A 15269-nucleotide genomic window follows, 5' to 3' on the forward strand; every position below is an offset into this window, starting at 1 on the left:
GTGATATTCTATTTAGTAAGAAATACAAAAATCATAACCATGTTATGCATGGTGGAATTAACGTAATGGATGAAACGCTATTTACTTCGCAGCCAATTGAATGGATTGGGCAGGACGATGAAAGAGTTCCCGCTAACACGCTCGATTGGTTACTCGAACTTGGTTCCATGACAAAACGTTTTGAACAGCAAAGCCAGCAAGTTACTGTCATACCTTATATAGAGCGCTATGTGTCACAAGCGATGTTGAGCGCAGAAGAAGTGCAAAATTTACCCACGAGTTCTCGCTACTGGGTACGAGAAGTCGTCATGTATGGAGATGGCATTCCGTGGTTACTAGGTCGAACGGTCATTCCTGAAGAAACACTGACTGATGATGACCGACAATTGGTGGATATTGGCCGAATGCCACTAGGCCGTTATTTATTTAGTCGAGATAACTTAACGCGCGATTATATCCATATTGGTCGTTGTGCAGAGCGCTGGGTTCGTCGCTCACGATTAAGGTTATCCGATAAGCCTTTATTGTTAACCGAAATGTTTTTACCTGAATCACCTGTATATCGTTAATTATCCAAACTATTTCAAATTATAAGTTTTGGCAAAAACACGATACGAATACACAAAAATCCGTGATTTGCCCAACTGAGTAGTGTAAACGCCTACCTATTTTGAAGTATGATGGAGTGAGAGAAGGAGCACGACAAGTGGAGGGAAGTATGACGCTAAGTAAATGGCATGCATACAGCCGTTTAATGCGTATTGATAGACCCATTGGCTCATTGTTATTACTGTGGCCGACGTATTGGGCACTATGGATAGCTGCTCAAAGCACGCCCAATTTGCACATTTTGATTGTGTTTACTGCGGGTGTGTTCTTCATGCGGGCCGCAGGTTGCGTGATTAATGATTTCGCGGATCGTCATTTTGATGGCCATGTGGAACGTACTAAACATCGCCCATTGCCCAGCGGGGATGTGACAGAAAAAGAAGCCAAAATTTTGTTTGCTAGCTTAGTAGGTGTGTCCTTTTTGCTAGTGTTAACACTCAATTCGATGACAATTTGGTTGTCTATTGCGGGGCTTGCCTTAGCATGGATCTATCCTTTTGTTAAAAGAGTCAGCCACTTGCCCCAAGTTGTGCTGGGTGCCGCATTTGGTTGGTCGATTCCGATGTCCTTCTCCGCAGTTGGCGAAACTTTACCGCTAGTGTGTTGGGTTTTATTTCTTGTGAATATTATTTGGTCTGTGATTTACGATACACAATATGCCATGGTTGACCGTGATGATGATTTAAAAATTGGCGTGAAATCGACAGCTATTTTGTTCGGCCAATATGACAAATTAATTATTGGGTTACTACAATTACTGATGGTGGGGCTGCTGGTGGTCGTGGGCTCTTTAGCGGGCTTAGGAACGATTTATTATCTTTCTTTGGCGCTTGTCTTCGGGTTATTTGTTTATCAACAACAATTAATGGTGAACCGCGAACGCGCTCCTTGTTTTAAAGCCTTTATGAATAATAATTTCGTGGGCTTAATTTTGTTTATTGGCATCATGGTAAGCTATTTGTAGTTTGGGAATAATTTCAATCAGCCAACAAAAAAGGTAATGTTGAAAAACATTACCTTTTTGCTTTATAGGATTACAGAAACCAGTTTAGTCCTTCTCTGGTTCTGTCACTGGAGTAGTCTCAAGAGACGTTGCTGCTTTTTTCTCTTCTGAAAACTCATCATCTTGGCTAACGCTTTCAATCGTCAAACGAATTTCCGGGGACATTAAGCGCGCAAGAACAGCATACAGTTTCTTGGCGTTAGTGGTGAAAATATCGTTTTCAGTGTTATCGATATAGCCTTCTTCTCTTAATGTTTCAACCAGAGTTGAGAATACCGCTTTATCAAAGAACTCTGGGGCATTAATACCGTGCAGCACCGAAAGACGCTGCGCAAGAATGCGGCTTTGTTTCTCCAACGTATTACGGCTTATTTCAGGGCTGGCATTAAGTAATGACAGCGTGATAGCGTAGCGTTGAAGTGTTTCACGGACACCTGCCGCCAACAACTGTAACGGACGAATGCGGCGTGGATTTAACACCACCATTTCATCGTCTTTTAAGCAGATAAGTTTTTGATTATTCAGTTCATCAATCAGAGTATCTACGGTTTCTCGCAATTGTTCATCGTTATAACGCATAAACAGCTCTGCTTTTAAGAAAGGGTAGATTTGACTGACTTGGTAGTGAATTTCTTGGCGGCCGATACGCTCATGGTGCAGTACAATACTGCTTATCAGTGAAGGTAATACCAGTAAGTGGTGGATATTATTACGGTAGTAGGTCATTAAGACGGCATTTTCACGAGGAAGAATGATGATATCCCCCATGCTGTCTTTTTCTACCTCGAATTTATCCATTTGTAGCGCATGTTCGAGTAGCTCTTCAGCCGTTTTATTTGGCGTCGTCGCATCTTCGGTATACGGCACATTACGTAATAATTGCAGATAGCATTCCACTTGTTCAACTAACTGCTCACGGGTTAATGAACGTTGACGCGATGCCAGTAGAGCCGTTGCGCACAAGTTTATGGCATTTGCGGCGGCAGCGTTATTGATGTTCACCATGATATTGTCTGCCAACGAACTCACTGTAGGATTTAACCAAGTTGGGCGCTGTGGCTCAATAGGATCAATTGAATCACGCCAATCAGGTACACGCTGGTTAAGATAATGAGAAAGAGAAATGGGCTGACCAAAGTTCACATACCCTTGGCCTAAGTTACGCAGTTTGCGTAACCCGCGGATCATAGAAAATAAGCCTTCTTTCTCTTTTTCTGCACCGCGCAACTCTTTGGCGTAAGTTCCCACTTCCATCACGTGTTCATAGCCAATATAAATAGGCACAATAGTAATAGGGCGTGAGTCACCGCGCAGCATGGCTTGCAGTGTCATTGATAGCGTTCCGGTTTTTGGCTGCAATAAACGACCTGTTCGGGAACGACCTCCTTCAACGAAATACTCTATAGAGTAACCGCGAGCAAACAACTCACTTAAATATTCCCGAAAAACCGTGGAATAGAGTTTGTTGCCTTTAAAGGTACGGCGGATAAAGAATGCGCCAAGGCGGCGAAAAATCGGGCCGGCGGGCCAGAAATTCAAGTTGATCCCTGCGGCGATGTGTGGTGGAACTAAGCCTTGGTGGTAAAGAACATAGGATAGCAGTAAGTAGTCCATGTGGCTGCGATGGGAAGGCACATACACAATTTCGTGACCATCTTGCGCTAACTGGCGAACTCGCTCAGCATGTTGCACGTTAATGCCTTGGTAGAGGCGGTTCCACGTCCAACTGAGTACGCGGTCAGTTAAACGCACGGCTTCATAAGAGAAGTTTGCCGCAATTTCTTCCATCATACTCACCGCATTTTGCTGCGCTTTTTTCAATGGAATTTTTTTACTGCGCGCTTCGTCTTCCACGGCTTTTTCAATCGCTTTTGAGGTTAGTAGCTTATTGAATAATTCATAACGTGCAGGTAGTTTCGGACCGACCGCAGCAAGGCGTTGGCGGGAATAGTGAATACGGGCGACACGGGCTAATTTATTGGCAATTATGGTATCTGTACCGTGGTCCTGAGCCATTTTCCCAATAGAAACGGGAGGAGAGAGGCGCACAAAGCTATCACGACCTAACCATAAAATCGCAAAGAACTTTTGCACGCCATTTAGTAGCCTCAACGGTGGGGCAGGGGTATGCCCTTCACGACCAGGAGAGCGGCCAAACATTACCGATGCAGGTAGCATTTGAATATCAAGATTTGGATTGTTTTTGTGCAAATCTAAATATGCATGGAATGTTTTGACGGAATCTTTACGTGGATCGGGTGAGTAATAGCGAAATACGCGTGGACCATCATCGATAAACACATAAGCAGGAAGCTTGGTGCCATTGATGTCGTTATCAACCAAAGGATCAGGCAGGCCGATAGCCAAGCATTGATGCCGCAGCGTTAGAAGGTCGGACTTAGAGTGATAAGGCAATACATACAGTGTAGGCCTATTGGTATCAAGCTGTAGCTCTGTAATGGGGTCCGATGGAATTAGTTTACTTTTTACCAATAATTTAAGTGGTAAATTCAACGTGTTGTAATATATTTTACGCCATAGTGACATAAATGATTATAGCCTCTTGTTAACAATGCTGCGCAATCATACCAGAAATCCACTGGCAGATCTGTTACTGACAATTCACTTTGACCGTAAAAATCGATTATTGTTTGTATTTTTTAAGGAATAAATATGGCAAGTCAAACTAAGGGCTTTACCCGTGTGATTAAAGCAGCGGGATACTCCCTTAAAGGGCTAAAAGCGGCTTGGGTAAATGAAGCGGCATTTCGTCAAGAATCCGTTGCTGCTGTGATTGCGATTATTATCGCATTTTTCTTAGATATCAGTTATGTGGATAGGATATTACTGATCAGTTCAGTGGTGCTGGTGGCTATCGTTGAGTTATTAAATAGCGCTATCGAAGCCGTTGTTGACCGCATTGGCAGTGAATATCATGAACTTTCAGGACGTGCGAAAGATATTGGCTCTGCCGCTGTGTTTGTCAGTATTGGTTTGGCACTATTTATTTGGCTATTGGTTTTATGGCAGCGTTATTTTGCTGGCTAGTTAATAAAGGTTGTTTAGAGCTGAGAAAAAAGTCAATTGATAACAAATACCTAAATTCAGCAATTTAACTGTTCCAAATCTTCATTTACCTGTATATACTCACAGTCTGACTGTATAAACAAACAGGGGAACGGAATGAAAGCACTGACAGCTCGACAACAGCAGGTTTATGATCTGGTGCGTGAACACATTTCGCAAACGGGTATGCCTCCTACACGTGCTGAAATAGCAACAAGCCTTGGTTTTCGTTCGCCTAATGCGGCAGAAGAACATTTAAAAGCCCTGGCTCGCAAGGGTGTAATTGAAATTGTTTCTGGGGCATCACGGGGTATCCGCTTGCTTCTTGAAGAAGAAGCTGACGATCAAGGGTTGCCTTTGATTGGGCGTGTTGCCGCTGGCGAACCTTTATTAGCGCAAGAACATATTGAAAGTCACTACCAAGTGGATCCTGAACTTTTCAGGCCTCATGCGGACTTTTTATTACGTGTGAATGGTATGTCGATGAAAGACATCGGTATTATGGATGGTGACCTATTAGCGGTTCATAAAACACAAAGTGCGCACAATGGCCAAGTGATTGTTGCGCGCATTGATGATGAAGTAACTGTGAAACGTTTTAGGCAGCAAGGTAACCGTGTTGAGTTAATTGCTGAGAATCCTGACTTTGCGCCGATTATTGTCGATTTACGCGAACAAAGCTTCACTATTGAAGGTTTAGCAGTAGGTGTGATCCGCAATAGTGACTGGTATTAATTCTTAGGTTATCAAACGAGTTGCGTATGGTAGCTTGTTAGATGGCTCACTGATTGCCGGCAGATTTCAAATTGATGTGTAGAGATCTGCCTGCTTTATTTGCTTCCTTTCTTATCTATCCTTTCTTTATATCTCTCTTTGAACATTCGTTTCTTATATATAAGCAACGTGGTGAATTTTACTACGTCCAATTGCTACTTTTTCTTTGCAACGATGGGTTGTGCATGATCATGACTGCAATGTGCGTGATCTTGGCAGCTATCAATTTCATCACAGCTTTTACATAGACCATGGTTTTCAACCACAGTATGGCGCAATCGGAACTGGTTGGTTTCCGCAAGGCTGATAATAGCGGCTTCTATTGTTGCGCAATCACTTTCTGTCACACTGCCGCAGTGATCACAGATAAGCATGACAGAAATATGGCTAGGGTTATCAAAATGGTGGCATACGACGTAGCTATTGGTTGACTCTATTTTATGAATAAAGCCTTGCTCCATTAAAAACTCAAGCCCACGGTATACGGTAGGGGGCTTTGCTTGCGGCTCAACTTCGCGCAGCAAGTCTAATAAGTCATAAGCACTGATTGCCCCGTGTTGCTTGGCAATTAAGCGTAATACAGTTTCCCGTTGGGGAGTCAGCCTAACACCTCTTGATTGGCAGATACGTTCTGCCATCACCAGTATCTTATCTTCACTCATTTTTTTCATTTACTCACCCTAACTTCGCAACACGCAACAATTTATTGCTCATAAGTTTATCATAACTTTTGTATCGAAAGCGCAATGGAGTTCAAGGCTGTAGAAAATAACTAAGTAAGTATATTGTTTATATAATTTGCTATTTAAAAATAATTATAAGCAAACGATTATCTTAAAATAACCTAGGGTGAAACGAATGTAGCAGATAAATAATGCGCTGCTAATTGAAACAATAAGCATCATTTTTTTTTAACGTAAACCATACTAAATATATGGTTTTTAGGTGTTATTTAACGTAAATTTCAATTAAGACTTATCTGATGCTTATTTTGCAGTATGAGATAAAAATCTGCACTTAACCTAATCCCATTTAGATTTTTGATAAAAACGGCTTTTATATGGTTTGTTTAGCTGATTATTCCTTATTTTTTGGTATAAAATATATTGGTACTGATTTACATAACTACTTACAACTTGAAATAAGTATAAGTAAGCGTGTTTCGATTTATATAAATTAATCTAAGTAACAGCTTTAAACTTATCATAAAATCTATAAAAAAGAGATTAAATCTATATTAATTAAATATTATAGATTTAATCTCTTTTCATTTTGCTTTTTAGGTGTAATTTTGACAATAAATACTGTTGCCTTAGAATTGTTCTCAGAAAGCAACGGAGCGTTTGAAAACTTAATGATGGATTTTCACTTGTTTGAAATAGAAATGGTTAAGTGAATAGAAATGGCAAAGTGAGAAGTAAACAACTAAATAATGAGTGACTTATAGATAAGCCCCCCATTCCAGTACAGGAAGTAATAAGAGTAATCGAGCTCTCTAATGTTTTAACATTTTTGTCCATTTTTACTATTTCTATATCGATGCTGGTCTCTCCAATTTGGCGATATAGAAATAGCTCTTTTTTAAAGTCAGTTTAACTGACTTGGTTTTAAAAAAGGGGATTAAAAGGATTTTTAATGCTCTTAATGTTGGCTTGAATAAAGCTAGCTGTTAGTTCACCAAATTCATAAAAGTGATTTAATTCAGTAAATGGATGTTGTGAATTTGGCTTTTAATAAAAATTGTGTCTTTCACTACTTACATGACGACATAAATACAGAGGTATTTACATATGTTATTCAATAAAAAATTAGTAACAATCGCAGTATTAGCATCTTCAATGGTAGCTGGTTCTGCTTTAGCAGCAGATGGTAAAAAAGGTGTGGAATTAACATTTAAAGCACAACTGCGCACAGCGTCTTGTGAAGTTAATACTACAACCAAAGGTTCAGTAATTGATTGGGGCGTGTTCACTGTAGACCAAGCAGCAGGTAAAGCAGTTAAAGATACTTTAGGCGAGCCTAAGAAATTTGACCTAGTTTTGAGCAATTGTTCACATGATGGTGCAGATCAAAGCATCAATGTTTATGCACAAGGTAATGCAGCAAATGGTTTCCCAGAGCTTTTTGCTAACCAAGACTCTAAGTCATTAGCAGTGCAGTTAAAATCTGATACTGTAAGTATTTTACCAAATGAAGACTCTAAAGTTACATTAGCAAAAGCTGTTGCTAAAGATGGCGGAGCGACTATCCCAATGACTGCTTCATTGCTGTTAACTCAAGCAGATGGTGTGGCACCAGATGTATTGAGTGTTCCAGTAACATTTACAGTATCTTATAACTAATTCAGTTAGTTTTTGATTTGAAGAGGCTTTGTATAAAGCCTCTTAATATTTCGTTAATCATTTATTGATGGATAATATAATGAAAACAATAAAAACTAAAAAAAATTTATTTATGAATGCTGGAAAACCATTTGGATTTATTTGGGTTTTATTGTTTTTAGCTATATCAAATATGGCATATTCAGCGGGAGGGGTTGGGTTGAATGCCACTCGAATTATATATATGGAGGGGCAGGATAGCACTTCTATTGGTGCAAAAAATAATACTGATATTAATTACTTAGCAAAATTTATCGTATCGAAAAGTGTTGATGGTAATAAATCTGATGCACCTTTTATGGTGACTCCACCTTTAGTCAAAGTAGACAGCAAAAAAACACAAGAAGTTAAAATATATGCTCAATCAAGTAGTCTACCGAAAGATAAGGAATCAGTTTTTTATTTTAGTGCAACTATGATACCTGCAACTAATGGGCCTTTAAATAGTTCAGCGTTGAATATTGGTTATAATAATGTAATAAAATTATTCTATCGTCCTTCTAATCTCTCTATGTCACCAAAAGAAGCGCACCAACAGTTGCAAATAAAAAGCAGTTCGACAGGCATATCAGTTATCAATAATTCTCCTTATTATATTTCTCTTAATAAGTTAGAAGTAAATGGCGTGAATGTAGAGTTAAGCATGAAAAAACGTAATACCATGATTTCACCATTTGATTCATTTAATTATATTGTCCCAATTAATGGTCGTAAAGGTATTGCTAAATGGGTTGTCATTAACGATTTGGGGGGAGAGGATGCCTATACCAATCAGGTTAACTAAATTATGTTTTAGTTATTTTAATGCAATTATGTTTTCGATAGTGTTATTTTTCGGAGGAACAAGCCCTTCTCAATCCGTCGATTTCGAAGTGACAGGTAAGGTTATTCAGGGGACCTGTTCATTTTTAACTTCTGATATGGAGGTTAAATTTGATAATGCATTAATGACAGCAAATATTAAAGAAGATATAAATGATAGAACATATGTTAAACCATTTTCATTGAAATACAGTTGTTCTGACTTTAATTTCTCATCAGGTTCAGCTTCATACGTAATGAAATTAGCTGGCTCTGCTGGAGTATCAATTGACCCAGAAAATAAAATTTATCCAACGAGCAACTTAACCAAAGCTGCATTTATTTTAAAGTCATGTGATTTTAATAAAAATAACTGCAAGGTGGTTGATTTTAATAATGGCGGTTTAGTTTCTCTTAGTATTCCATCAAATAGTGATTTTGAAGAAAACTTTGAGGTGAGTGTTGTTAAACTTGCGGGAGAAACATTGAAAGCTGGAGATCTTGTGGTGGCGGTTGATGTTACTTTTCTTCAACCATAATTGAAGGGTCTAGTAATGAAAATTATACATTTTCTGAATAGTTGTCTTATTGTTTCTTTATTTGGCTTTTTAAATTCAGCTCAGGCCTCAAAAGAATTTAAATTTGAAGTTACTGTCCCGAAAAATACATGCGATATTACAGTTGATGGGACTTCTTTGAATAAAGTAGATTTTGGTAACATTCCTATGAGTAAATTCAAAAATGAAGTTCCTCAAGGAAATGTGAAGCTTGCATTCGATGTGAAACTGTCTAACTGTAAAAATAATACATTTAGTGGTTCGTATATTTCTTTAACTGGAAACTATATTGAGGAATATAATGGTTTCTTGGACGATGCAGGTAAAGAGTTTGCTATACGAATTTCTCCTAAAAGTAATGCAACTCAAGGGGATACAGACTTCTATACAAATGTTAATAATAAAATTTGGACGAATATAGATAAATCAAATATGTCGAAAACTTATTATGCTTATGTAATGTGTAAAACGGGAGAAACAAGTTGTGCAAGTAATGCTAATACTGGTGACTTTAAAGCAACATTAACATTGACATTTGTATCAGATTAAGAGAAATAATATGTTATCAAAATTGCTTATTATTATTTTCATTATAGGGACATCACTAGCGAATGCTGAAGGTCTATCATTAAATCAAAGTCGTATCATTTTTAATCAAGATGATACTAGCCAAGTGGCACAAATACGTAATGATACAGATAAGGCAATTTTGGTACAAGCTTCTGTTATTAAAGATTTAGCTAATAAGAGCGTTGACAATTTTATTGTGACACCACCTTTATTTAAAGTGGAACCGAGAGCAGAGTTCTCGATGAGAATAATGTCGAATAAATTGGGTGACCTCCCTAAAGATAGAGAATCTATTTTTTACTTAAAAACAAGGGCTATTCCTTCAGTAAATAAAAATGATGATGAGAATAAAACAAGCTTAGTTTTTGTGACGGCATTTGTTATTAAACTTATTTATCGTCCTGTCGGTATTGATGCCCCAACAAATGAACAATATAAAAAAGTTAATTTAATAAAAAAACAAGCTGAATGGTTTTTTGATAACCCGACACCATACTATATGACTGTGGTTGGTTTAAGTATCGATGGTGATTTAAAAAAAGAATCTATACTTCTCGAACCTTTCAGCGAGTTTTTAATCAATACTAAAATTAGTGACCCCTCTAAAGTAAGTTGGTATTTCTTGAATGATTTTGGTTCTATGACGAATAAGTATGTTATAAATTCAACATCAAAATACTAAATCAAAACTTAGAAAGATAAGGTCATAGCTGGATATAACGATATATTCCTTTTTATTAATCTATTTCATTATTAATTAGATATTAATATAAAGATAAATAAAGGCTATAGAATGGACAATAAATTATTTAAAATCAGCTTATTATCTTCAGTGATATGTTTATCTCTATATTCTTATGGTGATGACTATTTCGACCCTAGTATGCTAGAAAGTCAGTTAGGTATTGACCCAAGTCAATTGGACCTATCGCAGTTTGGCTCTTCAAATAGTGTCCTCGAAGGGGAATATCGTATCCAAGTTGAAGTCAATAGAAATAACTTTGGGGATAAGACACTGAGCTTTTTGGCAAACAAGGATGGCTTAGTTGTGCCTGTGTTTACCCCGGCTCTATTGGAAGAATGGGGCGTCAATGTTAAAGCAATACCAACATTAAATCAGCTTGATCCAAACACTCAGATATTTGATTTAGATAAATATATACAAGACTCAACAGTGACTTTAGATATGTCACAATTATGGCTAAAAGTTACAATCCCACAAGTTGCTATGTTGGATAAAGTGCAAGGCTATATCGATCCTAAATTGTTGGATGATGGTATCCCCGCACTATTTTTTAATTATTTTATCAGCGGTAATAAAACACGTGATGACTCAGATGCTGGGGGAACCTTTAAGTCGGATAGTTTTTTTGCAACGGTTGCTTCAGGTTTAAATTTAGGACCGTGGCGTTTACGTTCTAATGTGTCTTATAACCGTAGTAATAGTGATGGTGATACAACATCTTCCACTGATTTTAATAATACTTATGTGATGAGAGCGCTTAACTCAATACGTTCAACTATCATGGTTGGCGAAATTACCACGGGCAGTGATGTATTCGACTCATTTCCTTTTAAAGGAATGAAATTAGCTTCAGATGAGAGTATGTTGCCAAGTAGTCAGCGTGGGTTTGCGCCTGAAATAAGCGGTATTGCTCAGTCTAATGCGAGAGTTACTATTCGCCAGAACGGTTATGTTGTATACCAAACTTACGTTTCACCAGGTGCATTTACTTTGAAAGATGTGTATTCAACGGGGAATGCTGGTGACCTAGATGTTACCGTGACAGAGGAGGATGGTACCGAAAAAACATTTACAGTTGCATTCTCAGCTCTTCCTGTCATGCTCCGCCCTGGTGGATATGAATACGAAACGAGTGTCGGTCGCTATGACGGTGGCTACACTGTGAGCTCTAAGGAATCTGACTTCTTTTTAGGGTCGGTTGCTTATGGTTTACCAACAAACAGTACGCTATATGGTGGGCTGTTAATGGCGAAAGATTACTTTTCTGCCGCTGTTGGCGTTGGGGTTTCTTTGGGATCTTTAGGTGCGTTATCTGCAGATATTACGCATTCGTCTGCTGATATGGGTGGCGAGCTTGGTGATACAACGGGTCAATCATATCGTGTACGTTATTCGAAAAGTATGATGACAACAGGTACCTCAATCGATTTAACCGCATTAAGGTACTCAAGCCGTTCTTACTTTAGCTTTGCAGATTTCAATAACTATGATCGTAGATTAAAGGATGATGTCGCACCATGGTTGAACCAGCGACAACGAGCTAGTTTTACAACCGCAATATCACAGTCACTTGGCAATTATGGCAGCATTTTCCTGTCTGGGAGTATTTCTGATTATTGGGAAATTGATAGGGAAGTCCGCCAGCTGTCAATGGGGTATAACGGTAATTTTAATAAAATCAATTATTCATTGCGTTATAGTATTGATCGAATTAAAGGTCGTTCATCTTGGCCTGAAAATCGGCAAATATCACTTAATATCAGTGTTCCGTTCAGTATTTTTTCGAATCATGCATTAGCTCGTAATATGAGTAGTAGTTATATGTTTACTCAAGATAATAAACATAGAACAACAAATATGCTTTCGGTCAATGGTACCTTACTGGACGATAAACTTGCATATGGCGTATCTCAAGGGTATGAAAATAAAGGGGTTGGAGCGAGTGGTGCCTTAAATGCATCGTATTCCGGTTCTAAGGGAGATATAAGTGCAGGTTACAACTATGGTAAGCATACGCAAAATATCAATGGTAGCTTATCTGGTGGGCTTGTACTCCATTCTGGTGGTGTGCTATTAGGTAAATCAATGGGGAGTACTATGGCAATTGTTGAAGCCAAGGGGGCTGAAGGTACTTCGGTGAGTAATGATGACTCAGTCATTAATCGCCAAGGATATGCAATTTACCCTTACATTTCTGCCTATAGCGCGAATCATATTAATTTGGATGTGAATACACTTCCAGATGATGTGATGCTAAATGAAACAACAAAAACCGTCTATCCATCGGATGGAGCTATCGTTAAAGTTAAATTCGAAACTAAGGTTGGTTATCAAGTTATTATGAGCCTGAAGCATTCTGATGGTAGTGCTATACCATTTGGTTCAGTAGCAACTTTAATTGATAAAGATTCTAAAGATGTGAATACAGGAATTGTGGGTGATAATAACCAATTATTTATGAGTGGATTACCAAATGATGGCGTATTGAATGTCAGTTGGGGCAATGGCGATAAACAAAAATGTCGTGTTGATTTTTCTAATATAGAGGCGTTACCCGTTTCGACAGAACAACCAATACGTTCTCTATCTACATTATGTAAATAGATGATTATTTAATTACATTCGATGGATATTGTCAGAATGAGGTTTTTCATGAATAAGAAAAAATTAAACGTCGCATACTATTTAGGACTCGCTTTATTACTGATTGCGCCATCAATCACTTATGCTGAGGATGATGATTATTATGGCGAGATGTATCTAAATTTAGTTGGTGTGATAGACCTTGCTAAAAATCCCGATCCTAGTGTTCCTCATAATGTGAAAGGATATCTTACAGGAACAACGGGTTTTACTCATAGACCTGTGTATAGTGACTATGGTGGTGGATGGGAGACATGGTCGAACTCAGCCGCGTTAATTGGTTTTTCTGGTCGGGAAGATTCGTGTAGTTCATCTTTTACGGTGTTTAAACGAATCCCCAATACATCAGAAATAGGGTTAGAACTCACAAATTCAAAAAATACCAACCTAAAAGCTTATGTGATCCCTCGTTTACGATTTACGGCCGATGTTAATGGTGGTGGGCTTATTAAAAAATACACGGGAACATTTTTTGAATCTCATAAAAAGTTAACCAGTTGGGGATATCATGCTTGCTTTGCCCCAGTAGGAGAAGACATTACAAATGGCGGCTACAAGTCTATTTATGTTGGTAATAATAATAACTATCCTGTTTATATTCTTAATTCGGCAGAGTCCGGTGTATATAGGTATTCTGGCGCACCGTTATATTTAATCTCGAATGGTGCAGATAGTGCAGCAGATGCGTATATAAGAGTTAGAGTTACTTCTGATTTGAAGGTTATCCGCTTTTGTCAAATGAGTAATGTGGTTAATGCGAATATCAATGTGGTGATGAATCGAAGCAATGAGATTATTAAAGAGTCATCACTAAACTTTACTTGTAGCGGTGCAGAGCAGGATAATGAACAAGTCTATTTATCTGCTATGGTATCGGAAGGGACGCTTGACCCATCTAATCATTCAATACTTAAATTGGAAAACTTAGATGCAAATGCGGATAAAAGAGCAGAAGTACCCTGGGTAATTGGACGTTTTGCTTTAAATAGCAATGCGTCGCCAGCATTAACTTGTAAGGATAGCAAAAGTAATGATTTACTTAAATTTGATAATACAGAGGTTAAGCTACCTTTAATTTCGAAAGTTGGTGAAGTACATCGTTTAGCCATTAAATGGGCAATCTGTTCGAGTGATAATGTACCAGCAGGTAATTATCGTGGTAAAGCAGTTATTACTGTCTATACTAAAATATAATAGAATTCCCTTTAAGCGTTGACGGGATGAAACAACTGTCAATATTGAGCTATTAGAAAATAGGTTGTTTTGCATGTGCAGACTTATTGTTTATTTTTTATTGGTTATATTTCCAGCGTTGGAGCTTTACGCTCAGGCGGAGGTTAAAAATGATATTTTATTTTCCTTGCAAAGGCATACCTATATTGAGGGGGATAAAAGTATTTCTATTGGCATGAGAAATACAGAGAATTCTGCCTATTTAGTACAAACAATGATGACATGGTTAGATGAATCTAGCGGTGTTAAACAACTGACTAAAGAAGATGCAATACCTTTTATCGTCACACCGCCATTGAATAGGTTTGAACCTGGGCAATATTATGATTGGCGAATTATTTTTTCAGGTAATAGCACATTATTAGCGAAAGATCGGGAATCCGTTTTTTTAGCAAAATTTGTTTTAATACCAGCATCAAATAAAGCGGTGAAAAATACGTCAGATATGGCTGTTTTACGAGCGCTGACATTTAAAATTTATTATCGTCCCAAAACACTCAAGTCTCTGAAAATTGAGAATGTTCAAGATAAAATATCTTTCAGACATGATGGCAATAAGTTGATTGTTAAAAATGACTCACCTTTGTATTTGATGCTTGATAAAGTTTCTGTTGGAAATATAGCGATAGATAGTAATGAATTATTTAAACCATTGATACCTTTCTCTGAGCAAACAATAATGCTTCCTGAAAATATAGGGGTAGTTAATGAAGTGGAATGGAATTTATTAGATGAGTTTGCTTTTTCTTTGGAAAAACGAATAAGCAAGCTAAATTAAATAATCTTCTATAAGAAGCAATGTGTTATTGAGCATATCTATAGTGAATAACGATAAATTAAATAATAGCTGCTTAGTAGTTAAGATATTTTCTCAAAAAAATATTGTT

The 15269-nt window shown here is 37.8% G+C and carries 14 protein-coding genes; 12 read left to right on the forward strand and 2 right to left on the reverse strand.

What is annotated here, in order from left to right:
• Positions 1–65 precede the first annotated feature (65 nt).
• Positions 66–569 carry a chorismate lyase gene (gene ubiC / locus AB6N04_RS18595; protein WP_369312180.1) on the forward strand — a complete coding sequence of 168 codons (504 nt, stop codon included), beginning with the start codon at positions 66–68 and terminating at the stop codon, positions 567–569.
• 149 nt (positions 570–718) lie between these two features.
• Positions 719–1573, forward strand: a complete 855-nt coding sequence (ubiA, locus tag AB6N04_RS18600) for a 4-hydroxybenzoate octaprenyltransferase (RefSeq protein WP_369309702.1) — start codon at positions 719–721, stop codon at positions 1571–1573.
• A gap of 84 nt (positions 1574–1657) precedes the next feature.
• On the opposite strand, the gene plsB is transcribed toward ubiA, so the two are convergent.
• Positions 1658–4159, reverse strand: a complete 2502-nt coding sequence (gene plsB, locus AB6N04_RS18605; protein WP_369309703.1) for a glycerol-3-phosphate 1-O-acyltransferase PlsB — start codon at positions 4157–4159, stop codon at positions 1658–1660.
• 126 nt (positions 4160–4285) lie between these two features.
• On the opposite strand from plsB, the gene AB6N04_RS18610 reads away from it, so the two are divergent.
• Together AB6N04_RS18610 and lexA are read left to right on the forward strand one after the other, a co-directional pair.
• Complete coding sequence (locus AB6N04_RS18610) at positions 4286–4660, forward strand: diacylglycerol kinase (RefSeq protein WP_369309704.1); 375 nt, start codon at positions 4286–4288, stop codon at positions 4658–4660.
• 135 nt (positions 4661–4795) lie between these two features.
• Positions 4796–5413, forward strand: coding sequence for a transcriptional repressor LexA (lexA, locus tag AB6N04_RS18615; protein ID WP_369309705.1), 618 nt, complete (start codon positions 4796–4798; stop codon positions 5411–5413).
• A 194-nt stretch (positions 5414–5607) separates the two neighbouring features.
• On the opposite strand, the gene zur is transcribed toward lexA, so the two are convergent.
• A complete protein-coding gene (gene zur / locus AB6N04_RS18620; protein ID WP_369309706.1) occupies positions 5608–6123 on the reverse strand; it encodes a zinc uptake transcriptional repressor Zur in 516 nt (171 codons plus the stop codon).
• Positions 6124–7242: 1119 nt separating this feature from the next.
• Here zur and AB6N04_RS18625 point away from each other — a divergent pair.
• From AB6N04_RS18625 to AB6N04_RS18660, 8 genes are all read left to right on the forward strand, one after another.
• A complete protein-coding gene (locus AB6N04_RS18625; RefSeq protein WP_369309707.1) occupies positions 7243–7794 on the forward strand; it encodes a fimbrial protein in 552 nt (183 codons plus the stop codon).
• 79 nt (positions 7795–7873) lie between these two features.
• Complete coding sequence (locus tag AB6N04_RS18630; RefSeq protein ID WP_369309708.1) at positions 7874–8617, forward strand: molecular chaperone; 744 nt, start codon at positions 7874–7876, stop codon at positions 8615–8617.
• Entirely contained in the window at positions 8592–9173 is a 582-nt protein-coding gene (locus tag AB6N04_RS18635; RefSeq protein ID WP_369309709.1) for a hypothetical protein, read from the forward strand. The genes AB6N04_RS18630 and AB6N04_RS18635 overlap by 26 nt, the downstream gene beginning before the upstream one ends.
• A gap of 15 nt (positions 9174–9188) precedes the next feature.
• A complete protein-coding gene (locus AB6N04_RS18640) occupies positions 9189–9740 on the forward strand; it encodes a fimbrial protein (RefSeq protein WP_369309710.1) in 552 nt (183 codons plus the stop codon).
• Positions 9741–9750: 10 nt separating this feature from the next.
• The gene (locus tag AB6N04_RS18645; RefSeq protein WP_369309711.1) at positions 9751–10443 is read left to right on the forward strand and encodes a molecular chaperone; all 693 of its coding nucleotides are present in this window, start codon (positions 9751–9753) and stop codon (positions 10441–10443) included.
• Positions 10444–10554: 111 nt separating this feature from the next.
• Entirely contained in the window at positions 10555–13110 is a 2556-nt protein-coding gene (locus AB6N04_RS18650; protein WP_369309712.1) for a fimbria/pilus outer membrane usher protein, read from the forward strand.
• Between the two features lie 48 nt (positions 13111–13158).
• Positions 13159–14343, forward strand: a complete 1185-nt coding sequence (locus AB6N04_RS18655; protein WP_369309713.1) for a hypothetical protein — start codon at positions 13159–13161, stop codon at positions 14341–14343.
• Positions 14344–14416: 73 nt separating this feature from the next.
• The gene (locus AB6N04_RS18660) at positions 14417–15160 is read left to right on the forward strand and encodes a molecular chaperone (protein ID WP_369309714.1); all 744 of its coding nucleotides are present in this window, start codon (positions 14417–14419) and stop codon (positions 15158–15160) included.
• Positions 15161–15269 lie beyond the last annotated feature (109 nt).

It is taken from the genome of Providencia rettgeri, from assembly GCF_041075285.1.
In the GTDB taxonomy this organism is placed as follows: Bacteria; Pseudomonadota; Gammaproteobacteria; order Enterobacterales; family Enterobacteriaceae; genus Providencia; species Providencia rettgeri_G.

What these genes read in the sequence shown, in the direction of transcription:
- ubiC (WP_369312180.1), top strand. Translation starts at nt 66, where the DNA reads ATGGATGAAACGCTATTTACTTCGCAGCCAATTGAATGGATTGGGCAG.
- AB6N04_RS18635 (WP_369309709.1), top strand. Translation starts at nt 8,592, where the DNA reads ATGCCTATACCAATCAGGTTAACTAAATTATGTTTTAGTTATTTTAAT.
- AB6N04_RS18625 (WP_369309707.1), top strand. Translation starts at nt 7,243, where the DNA reads ATGTTATTCAATAAAAAATTAGTAACAATCGCAGTATTAGCATCTTCA.
- lexA (WP_369309705.1), top strand. Translation starts at nt 4,796, where the DNA reads ATGAAAGCACTGACAGCTCGACAACAGCAGGTTTATGATCTGGTGCGT.
- ubiA (WP_369309702.1), top strand. Translation starts at nt 719, where the DNA reads ATGACGCTAAGTAAATGGCATGCATACAGCCGTTTAATGCGTATTGAT.
- plsB (WP_369309703.1), bottom strand. Translation starts at nt 4,159, where the DNA reads ATGTCACTATGGCGTAAAATATATTACAACACGTTGAATTTACCACTT.
- zur (WP_369309706.1), bottom strand. Translation starts at nt 6,123, where the DNA reads ATGAAAAAAATGAGTGAAGATAAGATACTGGTGATGGCAGAACGTATC.
- AB6N04_RS18660 (WP_369309714.1), top strand. Translation starts at nt 14,417, where the DNA reads ATGTGCAGACTTATTGTTTATTTTTTATTGGTTATATTTCCAGCGTTG.
- AB6N04_RS18655 (WP_369309713.1), top strand. Translation starts at nt 13,159, where the DNA reads ATGAATAAGAAAAAATTAAACGTCGCATACTATTTAGGACTCGCTTTA.
- AB6N04_RS18645 (WP_369309711.1), top strand. Translation starts at nt 9,751, where the DNA reads ATGTTATCAAAATTGCTTATTATTATTTTCATTATAGGGACATCACTA.
- AB6N04_RS18640 (WP_369309710.1), top strand. Translation starts at nt 9,189, where the DNA reads ATGAAAATTATACATTTTCTGAATAGTTGTCTTATTGTTTCTTTATTT.
- AB6N04_RS18630 (WP_369309708.1), top strand. Translation starts at nt 7,874, where the DNA reads ATGAAAACAATAAAAACTAAAAAAAATTTATTTATGAATGCTGGAAAA.
- AB6N04_RS18650 (WP_369309712.1), top strand. Translation starts at nt 10,555, where the DNA reads ATGGACAATAAATTATTTAAAATCAGCTTATTATCTTCAGTGATATGT.
- AB6N04_RS18610 (WP_369309704.1), top strand. Translation starts at nt 4,286, where the DNA reads ATGGCAAGTCAAACTAAGGGCTTTACCCGTGTGATTAAAGCAGCGGGA.